Genomic DNA, 14,854 nt, shown 5'->3' with positions numbered 1-14,854 from the left:
ACCCTCCCCAGTATTCTTGGTGCTCATGGGTTTAGCGGATGTTGTGTGGTCAGCTGAAAGGCGCCTGGTGCGTTCCCAGGTGCGTCGTCACGCGCGCGCGGGTTGGCAACCGCGCGCCACGGGGTTTACGGGCTACGGCAGCCCAGAGCGCGCACGCGTGGTGGGCAGGGTGCTGATGCACAATCCCGCAGACAGCCACGAACACAGCACGGTGCAGCGCGGCTGGCGGCAGTTTGTTACTACCCCGGTGCCCGACGCCCCCGTCACGGTCGAGCTTGGCAGCCAGCGTATCGACGCCCGCACCAACGACGAGGGTTACTTCGAGGTTCTCATCCTCGGCCACGGGCTAGAACCCGGCTGGCACGACGCCACGGTCAGCGTCGCCCTCGGCGAGAGCCACGAGGCCGCACCGGTGCACATCATTTCCGACGAGGTCACCCGCGCGATCATTTCCGATGTAGATGACACCATCATGGTCACGATGCTGCCACGCGCGGCGCTCGCGGCGTGGAACTCATGGGTGAAAAAGACCAACACCCGCCAGCCCGTGCCCGGCATGGCGCAGTTTTTCGAGGCGCTGCGCGAGTCGTCGGAGCCAGTGTTTTACCTCTCCACGGGTGCGTGGAACACCTACGACACCCTGGTGGACTTCATCGACCGCCACAGTCTTCCGCGGGGCCCGCTCCTGCTGACGGATTGGGGGCCGACCCAGACCGGCCTGTTCCGCTCGGGCCCGGAACACAAGCGCGTCCAGCTGCGCAACCTGATCATCGATTTCCCCAACATCACCTGGACGTTGGTGGGCGACGACGGCCAGCACGACCCGATGATCTACTCCGATGTCGTCTTCGAGCACCCCGACAAGGTGGAGCTGGTGGCGATCCGCGAGCTCTCGCCCTCGGAGCACATACTTGCCCACGGCAGCACCACCACCATCCAGCAGCCCGGCAATTACCAAGGCACGCCCTCGATTTCCGGCACCGATGGCTACGCGCTCGTATCTGAGTGGGACAAACTGCGCAGCACGGTTTAGGATTTTCGCCGTGATAACGCGCGCGGCGCTTCGGGTGAGCCCGCTTCTTCTACTGGTGTTCGCCACTGGCTGCACCCCGGCGGCGGTGCCCGCCCCTACCCCCGCCTACGCTACGGACGCTACCCCCGAGGTGTTGGACGTCACCGGCACCCTGCGCGCCCTGCGCGACGACATTGATGCCATCGAGGAGGAAACGGGCACAGAGCTGGGCATTTCGCTTTACAACGGCCACGTCAACGGCTACACCGGCACCGTCGCTACCCTCCCGTCGTGGTCCACAGTTAAAGTGCCTATCGCGTTGGCCGCCCAGGAACACTGCGACGTCAGCGACGAGGCTTTGCATACCTTGATCAAGGCCGCGATTGAGTGGTCGGACAACGACTCTGCAAGCACGCTCCTGGACTGCGTGGGCACGGAGCACGTCGAAGAGGAGGTCGCCGAGGCCGGTGCCTCCATCAATGCGAATGCCGCGTTTGGCCGCTCCGAGTGGCCGTTGGCCTCAGCGGCGCGCTACGGCTGGTACCTGTCCACCCGCGACGAAGACAACGAGGTAATCGTCGCGATGTACAACGTGGTCGACGAGCAGCAGTGGGGTCTTGGCGCGTTCGACAACGCGGCGTTTAAGGGCGGCTGGAGCGGTGACCGGCGAGACGGGTCGTGGCATTCGCGCCAGTTCGGTTTCGTGCCTGTCGACGACACCGCGCTCGGCGTCGCCATCGCCGCGCGCTCACCGGACGGTTCCGACACCGACACCATCGAGGCGCTGGACCAGCTCACGGCCGCTTTGGCCAAACAGCTGGGGGTAGAGATTCACCCCCGATAGCTCCCCCGGGACGAAAGTGTGACAGGCTTAAGCGCAGTCGCAATTTATTGTACAGTGCTGAACCCTAGATTCACGTGCTCGCAAGGATTTAACAGTCGTTTTCGACTCGCAGTGGCAGTGAATCATGTTGCCACTCGTAGCATCACCAGAAGAAACTTGAAGGTAAAAATATGGCACAGGGTACTGTGAAATGGTTCAACGGCGACAAGGGCTTCGGCTTCATCGCTCCCAACGACGGCTCCGCGGACGTGTTCGTCCACTTCTCCGAGATCCAGGGCAGCGGCTACCGCAACCTTGAGGAGAACCAGCAGGTCGAGTACGTGGTCGGCGAGGGCGCCAAGGGCCCTCAGGCCCAGCAGGTCGTAGCCCTCTAAGAGCTCACGAACCACCGCCGCACCTTTTGAAAAAGGGGTGCGGCGGTTTTTGCGTGTTAGCGCTGCAGCCACTCCGGGTTAAGGGTCAAAAAGTGTGTCTGGCTCGGCGTGTCGCATGGGGGTTAGATTTGGCCTTTCTGGATGCCGATTGAGTGGGTGTAGTCGGTGTCGATAGCGTTGTCGTAGAGGGCTGGTCGTCCTGTTTCGTGGTCGGCTTGGTTCTCGTTTCGGGTCAGGGTGGATACTTTGGCGAGTTGGCCCTGGCCCCAGTCGGACTGCCTGGCGATTCGTACTGGATCGTCAGGCAGTTCCGTTTTGAGGTAGAGCCACCAATCCAGCATGCGGCGTTGTCGTTCACCGGATCTGCCCCGGTGGGTTCTGGCGAGCAGTTTGAGCTGGGCGTTGATGCCGCCCTCCAGGCTGTTGGTGGTGGATTTAATGCGGTGTTTCTCCAGCACACCTTCTGGTGGGGTGAGGTAGACAAACAGCATCTCGGACCGGAAGAGGTGGTTGAGGCTGTTGTAGGCCTTGCGCACGTTGGGGTGGGTCCACACGCGGGTCCATGCACCGGTTTTGGGGTCTTTGATCAGGGTTTTCTCGTCCATCCATGACCGGTAGATCGTGGAGAATTCGTGCAGTTGCGCACCCCATTGCGCTGCCTCGTCCAGGGTGGTGATCCGGGTTAGCTTCAGCGCAAGTCGATAGATGGTGCGTCCGGCATCGGTGCGTGGGTTGGTGGTGGTGTAGCGGCGTACAACGCGTTGGGCGTGGACGAGGCAGCGTTGAATTTTCGTAGTCGGCCAGCACTTCTTGATTGCGCTGTAGGCTCCCTGGCCGCCATCGATAACGGCGATAAGTGGGGCTTCGATGCGCTCGAGAAGTCGTTGGTAGTCGCGCGTGGTTTCGTGTTTACACCAGTGCCAGGCAATCACGTGGTCGATCGTCGCCGCGACGATCAGACAGCCGCCGGCGGTGTAGGTGCCGTCGAGGAAGATCTGGTCGTAGATCCTCTTGTCGTGGCCGGCGGTGGGGTCAGGCACATCAGCGAGCCAGCACCACTTGAAGCGCCGCTTCATTGTGGCGCGGCTGACGCCGTTTCGTTTGGCTAGGTCGTCCAGTGAGATTGCGGTGGTGCAATGCTCGATGAACTGGGTGAACACTGCCGCGTTGGTGATGTCGTTTCGACGTTTGACGCTGGAGGCGCCGCATTGTTTGCAGCGCCACCTGGTGGTGCCTTTGCTGGTGGTGCCGTTGCGTTTCATCACTGCGCCGCAGTGGCAGCGTGGTTGGTTCTTTGACATTGCGACACCACACCACGTCGCGCATAGCACATCACGGCTGCCACACCGTGGATGTCCCGGCCTGAGGCCGGATATATGCTTCCGGAGCATATACTTTCCTGAAACCTACAGGTCAACCACCGAAAATCGGCGATTCCGGACACACTTTTTGACCCTTAACCCGCCACTCCGAGCGGAACAACCCGTGGCGCGAGCACGTTGCTTCCCAGCCGACGGGGTTGAGCTTGACCACCATGCGGCGCTGGCACAGCGGGCAGATGCGCGGCACGTCCCAGTCGCGTCCCTGTGGGTGGGTGAAGTGCGCCGCGCCGGACAGGATGGCGTCGGCAAGCTCGGTGCTCTCGGGCGCTCGCACGCTAGAGGGCCTTGATGGTGTCGTAGACCGCGGGGATACCGAGGCTGGTCACGCGGTCCACGGCGTCACGGTCGGCCTCGATTGGCCGGCCGGCGGTGGTGAGGTAGTTGCCGCCGATAATCGCGTTGGCGCCTCCGAGCAGGCCTTTCTCGGTGCCGTCGTCGCCGAGCGCGAGCTCAGTGCCGCCGGCGAAGCGCAGCTGCGCGGTGGGCATGGCAAGCCGGAACGCGGCGACCGCGCGCAGCGCCTCGCCCTGGGGCACCAAGGGGCGGTCGGCGAAGGGGGTGCCGGGGCGGGGGTCGAGGAAGTTCATCGGCACCTCGTGGGGTGTAACCTCGGCGAGCTGGGCGGCGAACTCCGCGCGCTGCTCGAGCGTCTCGCCGAGGCCGATGATGCCGCCGCAGCAGACCTCCATGCCCTCGGCGCGGACGAACTCGAGGGTGTTTTTGCGCTCGTCCCAGGTGTGGGTGGTGACCACGTTGGGGAAGAAGGAACGCGCCGTTTCGAAGTTGTGGTTGTAGCGGCTCACCCCCATCTCGCGCAGCTGGCGGGCCTGGTCGCGGCTCAGGATGCCCAGGGAGGCGGAAATGGAGATGTCTACCTCTGCGTTGATCGCCGCGATAGCGTCTTTGACCTGGTCGAGGAGGCGCTCCGTGGGGCCCTTCACCGCCGCGACAATGCAGAACTCGCTCGCGCCCATCTTGGCGGACTGGCGCGCGCCCTCGACAAGTTCTTCGATGTTGAGCCTCACCGCGCGCACGGGAGATTCGAACAAGCCGGACTGGGAGCAGAAGTGACAGTCCTCGGGGCAGCCGCCGGTTTTGAGCGAGATGATGCCTTCCAAGCTGACCTCGACACCGCAGTGCTTGATGCGCACCTCGTGGGCGAGCTCGAGGAGCTCGGTGAGGTGCTCGTCGTCAATGCTTAAGACCTCGAGGATTTCGGCCTCGCTAAGGCCCTCGCCGCGCTCGAGGACTTTCGTGCGTGCGGTGTCGAGGGTGCTGGGTGCGCTCATGGTTGAACTCCGTTCAATTAGGTTGGCAACACTATATCCCAAACTCATTAAACGGTGTTCAAGAATCGGCTACGGAGTGCCGTAATCCAAGGCACTGAGCGTATCGCAAACCATCGCTAAGTCCCTGCGCACGTCCTCCAGGCTCTTCTGGTCGCGCACCGCCGCGGTGAGGCGCTCGACGACGCCACTGGCCACGAACTCCGCCGTGCAGCGGATGTGCTCGTCAGGCTTCTGGTGGCCCGTCTCATTCAACCGCTGCGCAATCTCGCTTTCCATGATCGGCCACATGCGCTGCACGGCGAGCGAATGGACCTGCCAGTGGATCGGGCCGTCGCATAGGTTGCGCAACGAATCGCCGTAGGAGCGCGCGGTCTGATTCAGGGCTTCCACGATCTTTTGCAGCAGCTTCGTCTCATTCGACGCGGTGTAGGTCCACTCGAGGGCCGGCTCGATCATCTTCTCCGCCGCCGCGAACAAAAGTGCGTCGCGGTCGGCAAAGTGCTCGTAGAACACCTGTCGGCTCAGGTTGCCGGTCTTGACAATCTGAGACACCGACAGCGTCTCCGCGCGGTGCGTCTTCAGCAAAACGATCGTTGCCTGAATCAGCGTCGCGCGGGTGCGCACTGCTCGCGGATCGGTGCTCATTTCGCGTCTCGCCACGTTCCTACCTTCCAGTTGCTCGTAATCAACGATATTAAATGCACCGTTACGCATATAAAGAATCCGCCACCCATCGAAACTACACTCGTTGCAATGAATCAAGACACCCCCCTTGTTGAGACAACTGTCACTTTGCTCAAAGAGCTCATCCGCAACGCCTGCGTCAACGACCTCACCGCCGATTCCGGAAACGAAGTCCGCAACGCCAACACGCTGGAACGTTTTTTCGAGGGCACAGGCGTGCGGGTGCAGCGCTTCGAGCCGCACCCGTCCCGCGTCTCCATCGCCTTCACGGTTGAAGGCACCGACGCAGACGCGGAGCCGCTCACGCTGCTCGGCCACACCGACGTCGTGCCCGTCGACCCGGCCAAGTGGACGCGCGACCCCTTCGGCGCCGAGGAGGTCGACGGGCGGATCTACGGCCGCGGGGCCACGGACATGCTCTACATCACCGCCGCGATGGCGGCCGTCACACGCGAGGTTGCCACATCGGCAAACCGCCCGAAAGGCACCCTGACGTTCGTCGGCTGCGCGGACGAGGAGGCCCGCGGCGGGCTCGGCGCCGGGTGGATCGCCGAGCACGAACCGGACGCGTTTAGCTGGCGCAACTGCCTCTCCGAAGAGGGCGGCAGCCACCTGCCCGTGGCCGACGGCAGCGACGCCGTGGTCGTCGTCGTCGGCGAGAAGGGCGCAGCGCAGCGCAGGTTGACCGTCCACGGAGATGCCGGCCACGGGTCTACGCCCTACGGCCGCGAACTCACCGTCGGGCTCATCGCTGAGGTCGCGCGGCGTATCGCGGCGATGGAACCCGACGTGATCAGCGACGAGCTGTGGGAGGGCTACGTGCGCGCCTTCCGCTTCGACGACGCCACGCAGCAGGCGCTCATCGGCGGCTCATCGTTCGACTCACTGGGCGATCTCGCCCGCTACTCGCACGCGATGAGCCACCTAACCATCGCACCGACGGTGCTGCGCGCCGGCCGCGCCATCAACGTCCTGCCTTCAGAGGCCTACCTCGAGCTCGATATCCGGCCGCTACCGGGTCAGACCCAGGAGGACATCGACGCCGCGTTGCGCGAGGCGCTCGGCGACCTGGCCGAGCACGTCACCATCGAGCATCTCATCACCGAGGACGCCACCGTCTCGCCCGCCTCCGGCCCGCTTTACGACGCCATCGTGGACACCATCGGCGGGTTCTTCGACGACGCGCCCGTGGTTCCCACCATCGCCGCCGGCGGCTCCGACCTGCGCTTTGGGCGTCGCAAAGGCGGCGTGGGCTACGGCTTCGCCCTCCACCACCGCGGGCGCACGCTTGGCGACGTCCTCGACCTGCTCCACTCCCACGACGAGTACGTCGAGGTCGCCGACGTGGAGCTCACGGTCAAGGCGTACCGCTCGCTGGTAAAGCGCTTTATCGGCGCCTAAGAGCCAGAGAACTCGTAGAGCGTCTCGCCGCCTGAGTGCACGCGCACGCCGACCGGGGACGTCAGCCAGGCGTCGACAAGCAGCTCGTGCTCGTCGGTGAAGCAGCGCAGCGAGATGGTCTCGTTGCTTAAGTCGGTGACTTCTACGCTCGCGCGCGTTAGCCAGGGGTGGCGGCGGCGCAGCCCGATGAGCGCCTGGTGCTCGGCGTAGATCCAGCACCCGAGCTCGGAGAGCTCCGCCGGGGTGGCCGGCAGCTCGGGGCGTACCGCATCGTCGGCCTCGAAGCCTTCCGTGCGCAGGCCCACGAAGCCCTGCTCGTCGCCGTAGTAGATCGACGGCATGCCCGGCAGCGTGAGCAGCAGGGCCGTCGCGATGACCGCCTTGTCCTGGCCGATCTTCGAGGCGATGCGGTCGACGTCGTGATTGCCCACGAACGTGTTGGGCAGGACCCGCTGCGCGATGTCCTGGTGGCGGCCAAGGGCGTGGTCGAGCTCGAAGAAGTTCGCGTCATGCAGCGAGGACCAGAGTGCTTTCCACAGCTCGTACTGCGTAACGGAGTCCATCGTGCCCGCGGTCGCGATCCCGGCGTAGTCGCCGTGGATGACCTCGCCGAGGAACATCGCGTCCGGGAACTCAGCACGAACTCGGGCGAGGACATCCGCCCAGAAATCTGCCGGCACCGAGTAGGCGACGTCGAGGCGCCAGCCGGCGATGCCGCGGCGCAGCCAGTGGCACATGATGTCGGTGACCATGTCGCGCACGCGCGGATCGTCGTGGTGCAGGGTGGCGAGCTCGCCGTGGCCCTCCCAATCGGTGTCGCCGGCTAGGCCGTCTTGAACCGCCGGGTGCGTGCGCGCCACATGGTTGAATACCCCGTCGAGCATGACGTTGATCCCACGGGCCTGGCACTGCTCGATCAGCCAGTCGAAGTCCTCGTCGGTGCCCAAGCGCGCGTCGATGGCGTAGTGGTCAAGCGTGTCGTAGCCGTGCCCGACGGACTCGAAGATCGGCCCGAGGAGCAGGCCGTTGCAGCCGAGCTCGATGAGGTAGTCGAGCCAGGGGCCGAGTGTGCGCAGGCGGTGGTCCGCGTCCCCCTCGACCCTGTTGCGGATCGGCGCGCCGGTGGCCCCCAGCGGGTAGACGTGCCACCAGATGGTGTCAGCGGTGGTCATCAGCACTCCTTAGCTGTCGCGGATCAGCGGTTCGAGCTGGTCAGACAGGCGCTTTTCCCACGCCTTAGCGATCTTGTCGTAGTTTTCCTCCTGCTCGTGCATGCCGCGGTGGGTAAACGTGACCTTGGTCGAGCCGTCGTCGGCATCTTCGAGGTCGAAGATGAGGTCGGTGTCGCTCCACTGCTTGTCCTCGCGGTCGCTTCCCGACGGCTCCACGTGCCACACCAGGCGGTCCCCGGCGCGGGCCTCGGCGACGCTGAACTCCGCGTACTGCTCATCGTTGTCGAAGCGGAACTCCCCGCCCTTCTCGCCAGCGGAGCCGTCGGTGGTTTCGATGGTTTCCTCCCACCACTGGTTCGGCTGGGTAATCGCCTCGTAGACCTTGTCGCGCGGTACGTCGATAGTGAACGAGGTGGAGAAGTCCTTGACCGCTTCGAGATGCGTGCCGTCGGAGAACTCGTAGTCCGGCATCGCGGAATCCGGGTCGTAGATGGACACGTCGTAGCCGTTGTCGCGGATGGAACGCACGCCCTCCTTGATCAGCAGGCGGCCCGCCTTATTGAACGAGGTCACGTGCGACACATCAAGCACGAGCGCAGAACCCACGAGGCGGTACTCCTCCAAGTCGTGGAGGATCTTCTCAGCGGCCGCGAAGTTGATCATGCCCTGAAGCTGCACCACCGTCGCGTCCTCACGCCGCAGCACGGCCTTGATGCCGGGCGCGGAGTAGTAGTCCGAGCCCATCAAGTTGAGCCCGAGGGTGGTGGAGATCTCCTTGAAGATCTTCACCCCTCGCACCGAGTTTCCCTGCTCATTGAGCCTTGGGCTTAACGACGCTATGCCCAACTGCCCCGGCATCGTGCCGATGAGCCCTCCCGCGACGCCCGACTTCGCCGGAATACCAACGTCCACCATCCAGCGCCCGGACCCGTCGTACATCCCGGCCGAGGTCATCACTGCCTGGGTGACCTGGCTTGCCGTGGAGGACAGCACGCGCTCGCCCGTGATCGGCTGCACCCCGCCGTTGGCCAGCGTCGCGGCCATGAGGGCGAGGTCTTTGACCGTGACCATGATCGAGCACTGCTGCGTGTACGAGTTCACGGCATCGTAGGGCACGTCGTTGACAACGTCGAACTCGCTGAGCAGGTGCGCAATCGCCATGTTGCGGTCGGCCGTCTCCAGCTCGTGCTCGACTAGGTCTTCGTCGATACGCAGATCGCGGCCGGCGAGCTGGGAGAAGAACGCGCGGATCTTCTCCACGCGATCTTCGACGCAGGAGTCGGCGCCGTTGATGAGCTGGTTCACCGCGATGGCACCGGCGTTGATCATCGGGTTCGAGGGGCGGTTGTGTTCGTCGAGGGAGATCGCGTTGTACGCGTCACCCGAGGGTTCAACGCCCACAATCCGGTGGACCTCCTCGGGGCCAAGCTCTTCCAAGGCGAGCGCGTAGGCAAACGGCTTGGAGATGGACTGGATCGAGAACTCGCAGTCGTCGTCGCCGACCGAGTAGAGGTGGCCGGAAGTCGTGCACAGCGCCAGGCCGAGCTTGTCTGGGTCGGCGTTGCTTAAGTCCTCGATGTAGTCAGCTACCTCGCCGCCGTCTTCGTTGCGGACGAGGTCAAGGATTCTGTTGAGGTACTCGGGTACAGGCGTCGGCATGTCGCCATGGTACGCGCGGATGAGCGTTTCCCGGCGGGGCACGGGAGGACCAAATACCCCCGGAATGGGGTAGGTTTCGAGGAAGTTCCGGAAAGAGATAATACCTATACAGCGGCTATTTCTGGGAAAATTCTCACAGCAAACCTGAGAGCGGGTGCCCCCGCACGCGGGCTTCGTACAGGAACTATCCAACAATTCTGTCAATTTCGGAAATTATGTAACGCCGCATACTAAGGTGCCTCTAACATTTTTTACTCACTAATTTGGTTTGCCTATTTCTTGTAGGGCCAAAACTTTCCTAAAGTGAAAAGCGTCCGAACAAGCAATAGACAGAAAGAGAAATCATCATGATCGAGATCTTCCAGAACCTCATCGAGTTCCTCAACACCACCCTCAAGCAGCTCGTCGTCCTTCCGGTTGACCTGTCTTCCGAGCTCTCCTCCGTCGTCCTCTAAGACCGGCCGAGAGCTAAAAACCGCAACCAAATGGTGGGTTAAGGGTCAAAAAGTGTGTCTGGCTCGGCGTGTCGCATGGGGGTTAGATTTGGCCTTTCTGGATGCCGATTGAGTGGGTGTAGTCGGTGTCGATAGCGTTGTCGTAGAGGGCTGGTCGTCCTGTTTCGTGGTCGGCTTGGTTCTCGTTTCGGGTCAGGGTGGATACTTTGGCGAGTTGGCCCTGGCCCCAGTCGGACTGCCTGGCGATTCGTACTGGATCGTCAGGCAGTTCCGTTTTGAGGTAGAGCCACCAATCCAGCATGCGGCGTTGTCGTTCACCGGATCTGCCCCGGTGGGTTCTGGCGAGCAGTTTGAGCTGGGCGTTGATGCCGCCCTCCAGGCTGTTGGTGGTGGATTTAATGCGGTGTTTCTCCAGCACACCTTCTGGTGGGGTGAGGTAGACAAACAGCATCTCGGACCGGAAGAGGTGGTTGAGGCTGTTGTAGGCCTTGCGCACGTTGGGGTGGGTCCACACGCGGGTCCATGCACCGGTTTTGGGGTCTTTGATCAGGGTTTTCTCGTCCATCCATGACCGGTAGATCGTGGAGAATTCGTGCAGTTGCGCACCCCATTGCGCTGCCTCGTCCAGGGTGGTGATCCGGGTTAGCTTCAGCGCAAGTCGATAGATGGTGCGTCCGGCATCGGTGCGTGGGTTGGTGGTGGTGTAGCGGCGTACAACGCGTTGGGCGTGGACGAGGCAGCGTTGAATTTTCGTAGTCGGCCAGCACTTCTTGATTGCGCTGTAGGCTCCCTGGCCGCCATCGATAACGGCGATAAGTGGGGCTTCGATGCGCTCGAGAAGTCGTTGGTAGTCGCGCGTGGTTTCGTGTTTACACCAGTGCCAGGCAATCACGTGGTCGATCGTCGCCGCGACGATCAGACAGCCGCCGGCGGTGTAGGTGCCGTCGAGGAAGATCTGGTCGTAGATCCTCTTGTCGTGGCCGGCGGTGGGGTCAGGCACATCAGCGAGCCAGCACCACTTGAAGCGCCGCTTCATTGTGGCGCGGCTGACGCCGTTTCGTTTGGCTAGGTCGTCCAGTGAGATTGCGGTGGTGCAATGCTCGATGAACTGGGTGAACACTGCCGCGTTGGTGATGTCGTTTCGACGTTTGACGCTGGAGGCGCCGCATTGTTTGCAGCGCCACCTGGTGGTGCCTTTGCTGGTGGTGCCGTTGCGTTTCATCACTGCGCCGCAGTGGCAGCGTGGTTGGTTCTTTGACATTGCGACACCACACCACGTCGCGCATAGCACATCACGGCTGCCACACCGTGGATGTCCCGGCCTGAGGCCGGATATATGCTTCCGGAGCATATACTTTCCTGAAACCTACAGGTCAACCACCGAAAATCGGCGATTCCGGACACACTTTTTGACCCTTAACCCCAAATGGTTGCGGTTTTTTCATGTCTCTATGGCCCTCATCTGCGTTCTTACACTTTCGTTCCCCGCGCGGATCACCACGCGGGTCGAAGAGGGTACGAAAGTACATAGTGTTACGGCGAAGTCTCGTTATATCTTTGCAAGCGTTCAACCGACACCCTCCCGAAAGGAAACACACCATGTCCTTCATCGCAGATCTCATCGTTGGCCTCTTCGAGTCCGGCCTCAAGCAGCTCTCCTCCTCCATCGACTTCCAGGCTCTCCTGGAAACCGCTTCCTCCAAGGGCTCCTCCGCCCTCGAGGGCCTGTCCTCCAAGATCGAGGCTGGCAGCTCCGCTAAGGAAGCTGCAACCACCACCGCTGCTGCTCAGTAAGCTCAGCTAGCTACAGCTTCAACCGCGCCCCGCTAACGGGGCGCGGTTTTTGCGTTCCTGCTACCTCACCACAAAACCTGCCGCGGCGACGCCCTCGACCGGCACGCACCCCTCGTGCGCGCCAACCCACGACGCCTCGCCGGGGCCGAGCCTAACGTCGCCAACCGCCAGCTCACCCGCAGTATTGATCACGATGGCCGGGCCGGCGACGGGTTCGCCGCCAGATGTCGGGGAGACGCTGAAATCGTCGACCGGGACGTTGAAGGAGCCGTCGACAAGCTGCGCCGTCGGGTTATCCAGGGTGACGAACTTAAGGACCGAAAACAGCTCGTCGGAGTCAATGTGCTTGCTGGTCATCCCGCCGCGCAACACGTTGTTCGAGTTGGCCATGACCTCCACGCCCATCCCGCACAGGTAGGCGTGCAGGTTGCCGGCAGCGAGAAACAGTGCCTCACCGGGCTCGAGGGAAACGTGGTTGAGCAGCAGCGCGGCAACCACGCCGTTGTCGCCGGGGTACTCCCGCGCGATGAACGCCAGGTTGGCGGCGGTGCCTTTACACTCCGAGTCCCCCGCCGCGAGCTCGGCCGCGCGCTGCGCCACCGCCTCGGCGGCATCCACGGTCATCGCTAGCTTCAACGCGCGGGCGAGGCGATCGGCGGTGTTGAGGGAGGCGTCGTCAAGCGTGCGCTCCAACTCGGCGAGCTGCGGCAGGTCGAAGGTGCGCAGCAGCGTGAGGGTGCGCTCGATGGGCTGGAAACCGGCAATCGCGCGAAACGGAGTCAGGGCGATGAGCAGCTCCGGCTTGTGGTTGTCGTCCTTGTAATTACGGTGGGGCGCATCGAGCGGGATGCCGGCGGCGTTCTCGCGGGCGAAGCCCTCGCGGGCCTGCTCGAGCGACGGGTGCGCCTGCAACGACAGCGGCTTTTTCGCCGCGAGGAGCTTCACCAAAAATGGCAGCTGCTTACCGGACTCGCGCTCAATAACCTCGTCGAGTGGGCCCTCGCTCGTCAGCGCAGGGGCGCTCGGGTGCGCGCCAAACCACAGCTCCGCCTCGGGCTGACCGGAAGGTGTGCGCCCCTGCAGGCCCGCGATGAGTTCCTCGTGGCCCCACTCGTAGGTGTGCATCGTTCCGGTGAGCTTCAGGGCCACGAGGATCCTCCGTTGGTGGGACGCGTATCAGCGCACTAAACAGAAAGTGCTCCTCCACCCTACACCGATTACCCAGTGGCGAGCAGAGGTGACACATGGTTTTACCAGGGACAACACACCCTCCAGCAAGAATGGTGGGCCTAGAATCAGCGGTCCTCTTTGACCAGGAATTCCGGGATCGTCGTGGTGGGCACGACCACGATGTCGTGGAGCTGGAAGTCGAGGTCTTCCAGGAGCGTTTCAATCTCGCGCAGCTTATCGACGCTCACCTCACGCCCCGGTCGCGGCACCACGAACATCTCCACGTGCAGCACGTGGCCCAGGTCACGGAACCGCGCCGCCGCGTCCTCCACCCAGTCCACGCGCTTGACCGCGTCCACGGCCTTGTCCAGGACGGGGTGTTTGTTGCCGCCGAGGTCGGTCGGGCGCGCGTCGGTGAGGTCGCGGATCGCGGTGCGCAGGTTGCTGATGCCGTCGGCAACAATAGAGAAGGACACCACGATGGCCGCCACGGCATCCGTCCACCAGATGCCGAGCCCGACGCCGAGCACGCCGACGATGGTGGCCACGCCGGTCATCCAATCCGCTTTGTTCATGTCCGCGTCGGCGTAAAGCACCTTGTCTTGCAGCGGCTCGGCGAGCTTCAGCTTCATTCGGCCGAGGATCACCGGGCCAATGACGGACAGGGCCATCACCGCGACCATGAGCCAGCCCAGCCAGATGCTGTGGCCGAACAGTACCACGGTGCCGATGGGGGGCTTTTCCTGATTGAACAGGCCGATCGCAGAGGAGATGAGCAGGAAACTGCCCATTGCCAGCAGCGCCGAGCCCGCCACGACGTGCCCGACTCCAATCGCCCGGTGGTGGCCGTAGGGGTGCTTCGCGTCCGGGTTTCTCCTGATGATGCGCGTGGCCACCAGAAACGCGATCGGCGGCAGCAGGGAGAGCAGGTCCTCGTACCACGCCGCCTTCATCGCCTGGGACTGGCCGGACACGATACCGACCAGGGCGATCGTGACCACGAGCACGCCGATGGTGATCCACTCCAGGCGCACCGCCTTGCGCAGTAGCTCACCCTGCTTCTCCGGCAAGGCATCGATTCCGGAGCCGGTGCTTGCTTCATCCACGCCGGACATCAGATCTCTCCCTCCGCGCGCGCCAGGTAGCGCTCGAGTTCCACCATCAGCTTGTTCTCCCCCATTGGCACGCCCATGACCATCTTCTCGTCGCTGCCGCTTTCGCTGGTCACGGTGGTATACGGGCGCGTCAGGGCCATGTGGCTCACCCAGGGCGAGGTTGCGGTGAGCCCGCCGATCATGACGTCAATCTCACCGTCCTCGATCCAACCCGCCAGCACGCTTTCCGACGCCACCTTGTACTCCACGTCCGCATCTATCGAATCCGCGAACCCGCGAATGAGCTCGGCCTCCGAGCCCGAGACCTCGCCGGTCGCATCATTCACGCTGGTCCACGGCTCGTGCTCGGACACGCCGACGACGAGCGTGCCGCCCGCCGCGCGGTCGTAGGTTCCCTCAACATCGCGGGGCAACGCGCCGCACCCGCCGAGCAGGGTGGCGCTCAGCGCCACCGCGAACACCGCGCGAGCTTGTCGACGCACAGCCCACCGCCTTCCCTTCAG

General features: G+C 63.3%; 15 protein-coding genes. 5 read left to right on the top strand and 10 right to left on the bottom strand.

The features are described 5' to 3' along the window. Positions 1-25: 25 nt before the first annotated feature. The 3 genes from RIU96_RS02515 to RIU96_RS02505 all read left to right on the top strand — a co-directional run bounded on the left by RIU96_RS02515 (position 26) and on the right by RIU96_RS02505 (position 2,230). On the top strand, positions 26-1,033 hold the full coding sequence (locus RIU96_RS02515; protein ID WP_170228622.1) for an App1 family protein phosphatidate phosphatase: 1,008 nt from the start codon (positions 26-28) through the stop codon (positions 1,031-1,033). A 10-nt stretch (positions 1,034-1,043) separates the two neighbouring features. Beyond that, positions 1,044-1,856: a hypothetical protein gene (locus RIU96_RS02510; RefSeq protein WP_311205095.1), complete on the top strand. Its 813-nt coding sequence runs from the start codon at positions 1,044-1,046 to the stop codon at positions 1,854-1,856. 170 nt (positions 1,857-2,026) lie between these two features. Further along, positions 2,027-2,230, top strand: a complete 204-nt coding sequence (locus RIU96_RS02505) for a cold-shock protein (RefSeq protein WP_136650208.1) — start codon at positions 2,027-2,029, stop codon at positions 2,228-2,230. Between the two features lie 122 nt (positions 2,231-2,352). On the opposite strand, the gene RIU96_RS02500 is transcribed toward RIU96_RS02505, so the two are convergent. The 4 genes from RIU96_RS02500 to RIU96_RS02485 form a co-directional block, all read right to left on the bottom strand. Next, the gene (locus tag RIU96_RS02500) at positions 2,353-3,531 is read right to left on the bottom strand and encodes an IS1249 family transposase (protein ID WP_144780175.1); all 1,179 of its coding nucleotides are present in this window, start codon (positions 3,529-3,531) and stop codon (positions 2,353-2,355) included. 112 nt (positions 3,532-3,643) lie between these two features. After that, a complete protein-coding gene (locus RIU96_RS02495) occupies positions 3,644-3,886 on the bottom strand; it encodes a biotin synthase auxiliary protein BsaP (RefSeq protein ID WP_311205094.1) in 243 nt (80 codons plus the stop codon). Between the two features lies 1 nt (position 3,887). Next, the gene (gene bioB, locus RIU96_RS02490; RefSeq protein ID WP_259884665.1) at positions 3,888-4,901 is read right to left on the bottom strand and encodes a biotin synthase BioB; all 1,014 of its coding nucleotides are present in this window, start codon (positions 4,899-4,901) and stop codon (positions 3,888-3,890) included. 69 nt (positions 4,902-4,970) lie between these two features. Continuing rightward, positions 4,971-5,561, bottom strand: a complete 591-nt coding sequence (locus RIU96_RS02485) for a TetR/AcrR family transcriptional regulator (RefSeq protein WP_311205093.1) — start codon at positions 5,559-5,561, stop codon at positions 4,971-4,973. A 93-nt stretch (positions 5,562-5,654) separates the two neighbouring features. Here RIU96_RS02485 and RIU96_RS02480 point away from each other — a divergent pair, with 93 nt between their 5' ends. Further along, positions 5,655-6,986, top strand: coding sequence for a M20/M25/M40 family metallo-hydrolase (locus RIU96_RS02480; RefSeq protein ID WP_136650212.1), 1,332 nt, complete (start codon positions 5,655-5,657; stop codon positions 6,984-6,986). Here RIU96_RS02480 and RIU96_RS02475 read toward each other — a convergent pair. The 3 genes from RIU96_RS02475 to RIU96_RS02460 form a co-directional block, all read right to left on the bottom strand. Continuing rightward, a complete protein-coding gene (locus tag RIU96_RS02475; protein ID WP_136650213.1) occupies positions 6,983-8,158 on the bottom strand; it encodes an alpha-amylase family protein in 1,176 nt (391 codons plus the stop codon). The genes RIU96_RS02480 and RIU96_RS02475 overlap by 4 nt on opposite strands. 9 nt (positions 8,159-8,167) lie before the next feature. Next, the gene (locus tag RIU96_RS02465; RefSeq protein WP_136650214.1) at positions 8,168-9,817 is read right to left on the bottom strand and encodes a glutaminase; all 1,650 of its coding nucleotides are present in this window, start codon (positions 9,815-9,817) and stop codon (positions 8,168-8,170) included. A gap of 537 nt (positions 9,818-10,354) precedes the next feature. Then, on the bottom strand, positions 10,355-11,533 hold the full coding sequence (locus RIU96_RS02460; RefSeq protein WP_144780175.1) for an IS1249 family transposase: 1,179 nt from the start codon (positions 11,531-11,533) through the stop codon (positions 10,355-10,357). Positions 11,534-11,871: 338 nt separating this feature from the next. On the opposite strand from RIU96_RS02460, the gene RIU96_RS02455 reads away from it, so the two are divergent. Further along, positions 11,872-12,066 (top strand): hypothetical protein, encoded by a 195-nt coding sequence (locus tag RIU96_RS02455; RefSeq protein WP_136651715.1) that lies wholly within the window; start codon positions 11,872-11,874, stop codon positions 12,064-12,066. A gap of 60 nt (positions 12,067-12,126) precedes the next feature. Here the strand turns inward: RIU96_RS02455 and manA are convergent, their stop codons facing one another. From manA to RIU96_RS02440, 3 genes are all read right to left on the bottom strand, one after another. Continuing rightward, the gene (gene manA / locus RIU96_RS02450) at positions 12,127-13,215 is read right to left on the bottom strand and encodes a mannose-6-phosphate isomerase, class I (RefSeq protein ID WP_259898373.1); all 1,089 of its coding nucleotides are present in this window, start codon (positions 13,213-13,215) and stop codon (positions 12,127-12,129) included. Positions 13,216-13,361: 146 nt separating this feature from the next. Continuing rightward, the gene (locus RIU96_RS02445) at positions 13,362-14,351 is read right to left on the bottom strand and encodes a cation diffusion facilitator family transporter (protein WP_144772982.1); all 990 of its coding nucleotides are present in this window, start codon (positions 14,349-14,351) and stop codon (positions 13,362-13,364) included. Further along, positions 14,351-14,833: a transporter substrate-binding domain-containing protein gene (locus RIU96_RS02440; protein ID WP_259788077.1), complete on the bottom strand. Its 483-nt coding sequence runs from the start codon at positions 14,831-14,833 to the stop codon at positions 14,351-14,353. The genes RIU96_RS02445 and RIU96_RS02440 overlap by 1 nt, the downstream gene beginning before the upstream one ends. Positions 14,834-14,854: the final 21 nt, after the last annotated feature.

Source organism: Corynebacterium sp. Z-1 (assembly GCF_031844665.1).
GTDB classification, from domain to species: domain Bacteria; phylum Actinomycetota; class Actinomycetes; order Mycobacteriales; family Mycobacteriaceae; genus Corynebacterium; species Corynebacterium sanguinis.
This window is presented reverse-complemented; position numbering and strand designations above follow the sequence as displayed.

Coding starts and splice junctions, on each gene's coding strand:
- RIU96_RS02515 (WP_170228622.1), top strand. CDS start 26: ATGGGTTTAGCGGATGTTGTGTGGTCAGCTGAAAGGCGCCTGGTGCGT.
- RIU96_RS02505 (WP_136650208.1), top strand. CDS start 2,027: ATGGCACAGGGTACTGTGAAATGGTTCAACGGCGACAAGGGCTTCGGC.
- RIU96_RS02500 (WP_144780175.1), bottom strand. CDS start 3,531: ATGTCAAAGAACCAACCACGCTGCCACTGCGGCGCAGTGATGAAACGC.
- bioB (WP_259884665.1), bottom strand. CDS start 4,901: ATGAGCGCACCCAGCACCCTCGACACCGCACGCACGAAAGTCCTCGAG.
- RIU96_RS02480 (WP_136650212.1), top strand. CDS start 5,655: ATGAATCAAGACACCCCCCTTGTTGAGACAACTGTCACTTTGCTCAAA.
- RIU96_RS02475 (WP_136650213.1), bottom strand. CDS start 8,158: ATGACCACCGCTGACACCATCTGGTGGCACGTCTACCCGCTGGGGGCC.
- RIU96_RS02465 (WP_136650214.1), bottom strand. CDS start 9,817: ATGCCGACGCCTGTACCCGAGTACCTCAACAGAATCCTTGACCTCGTC.
- RIU96_RS02460 (WP_144780175.1), bottom strand. CDS start 11,533: ATGTCAAAGAACCAACCACGCTGCCACTGCGGCGCAGTGATGAAACGC.
- RIU96_RS02455 (WP_136651715.1), top strand. CDS start 11,872: ATGTCCTTCATCGCAGATCTCATCGTTGGCCTCTTCGAGTCCGGCCTC.
- RIU96_RS02445 (WP_144772982.1), bottom strand. CDS start 14,351: ATGTCCGGCGTGGATGAAGCAAGCACCGGCTCCGGAATCGATGCCTTG.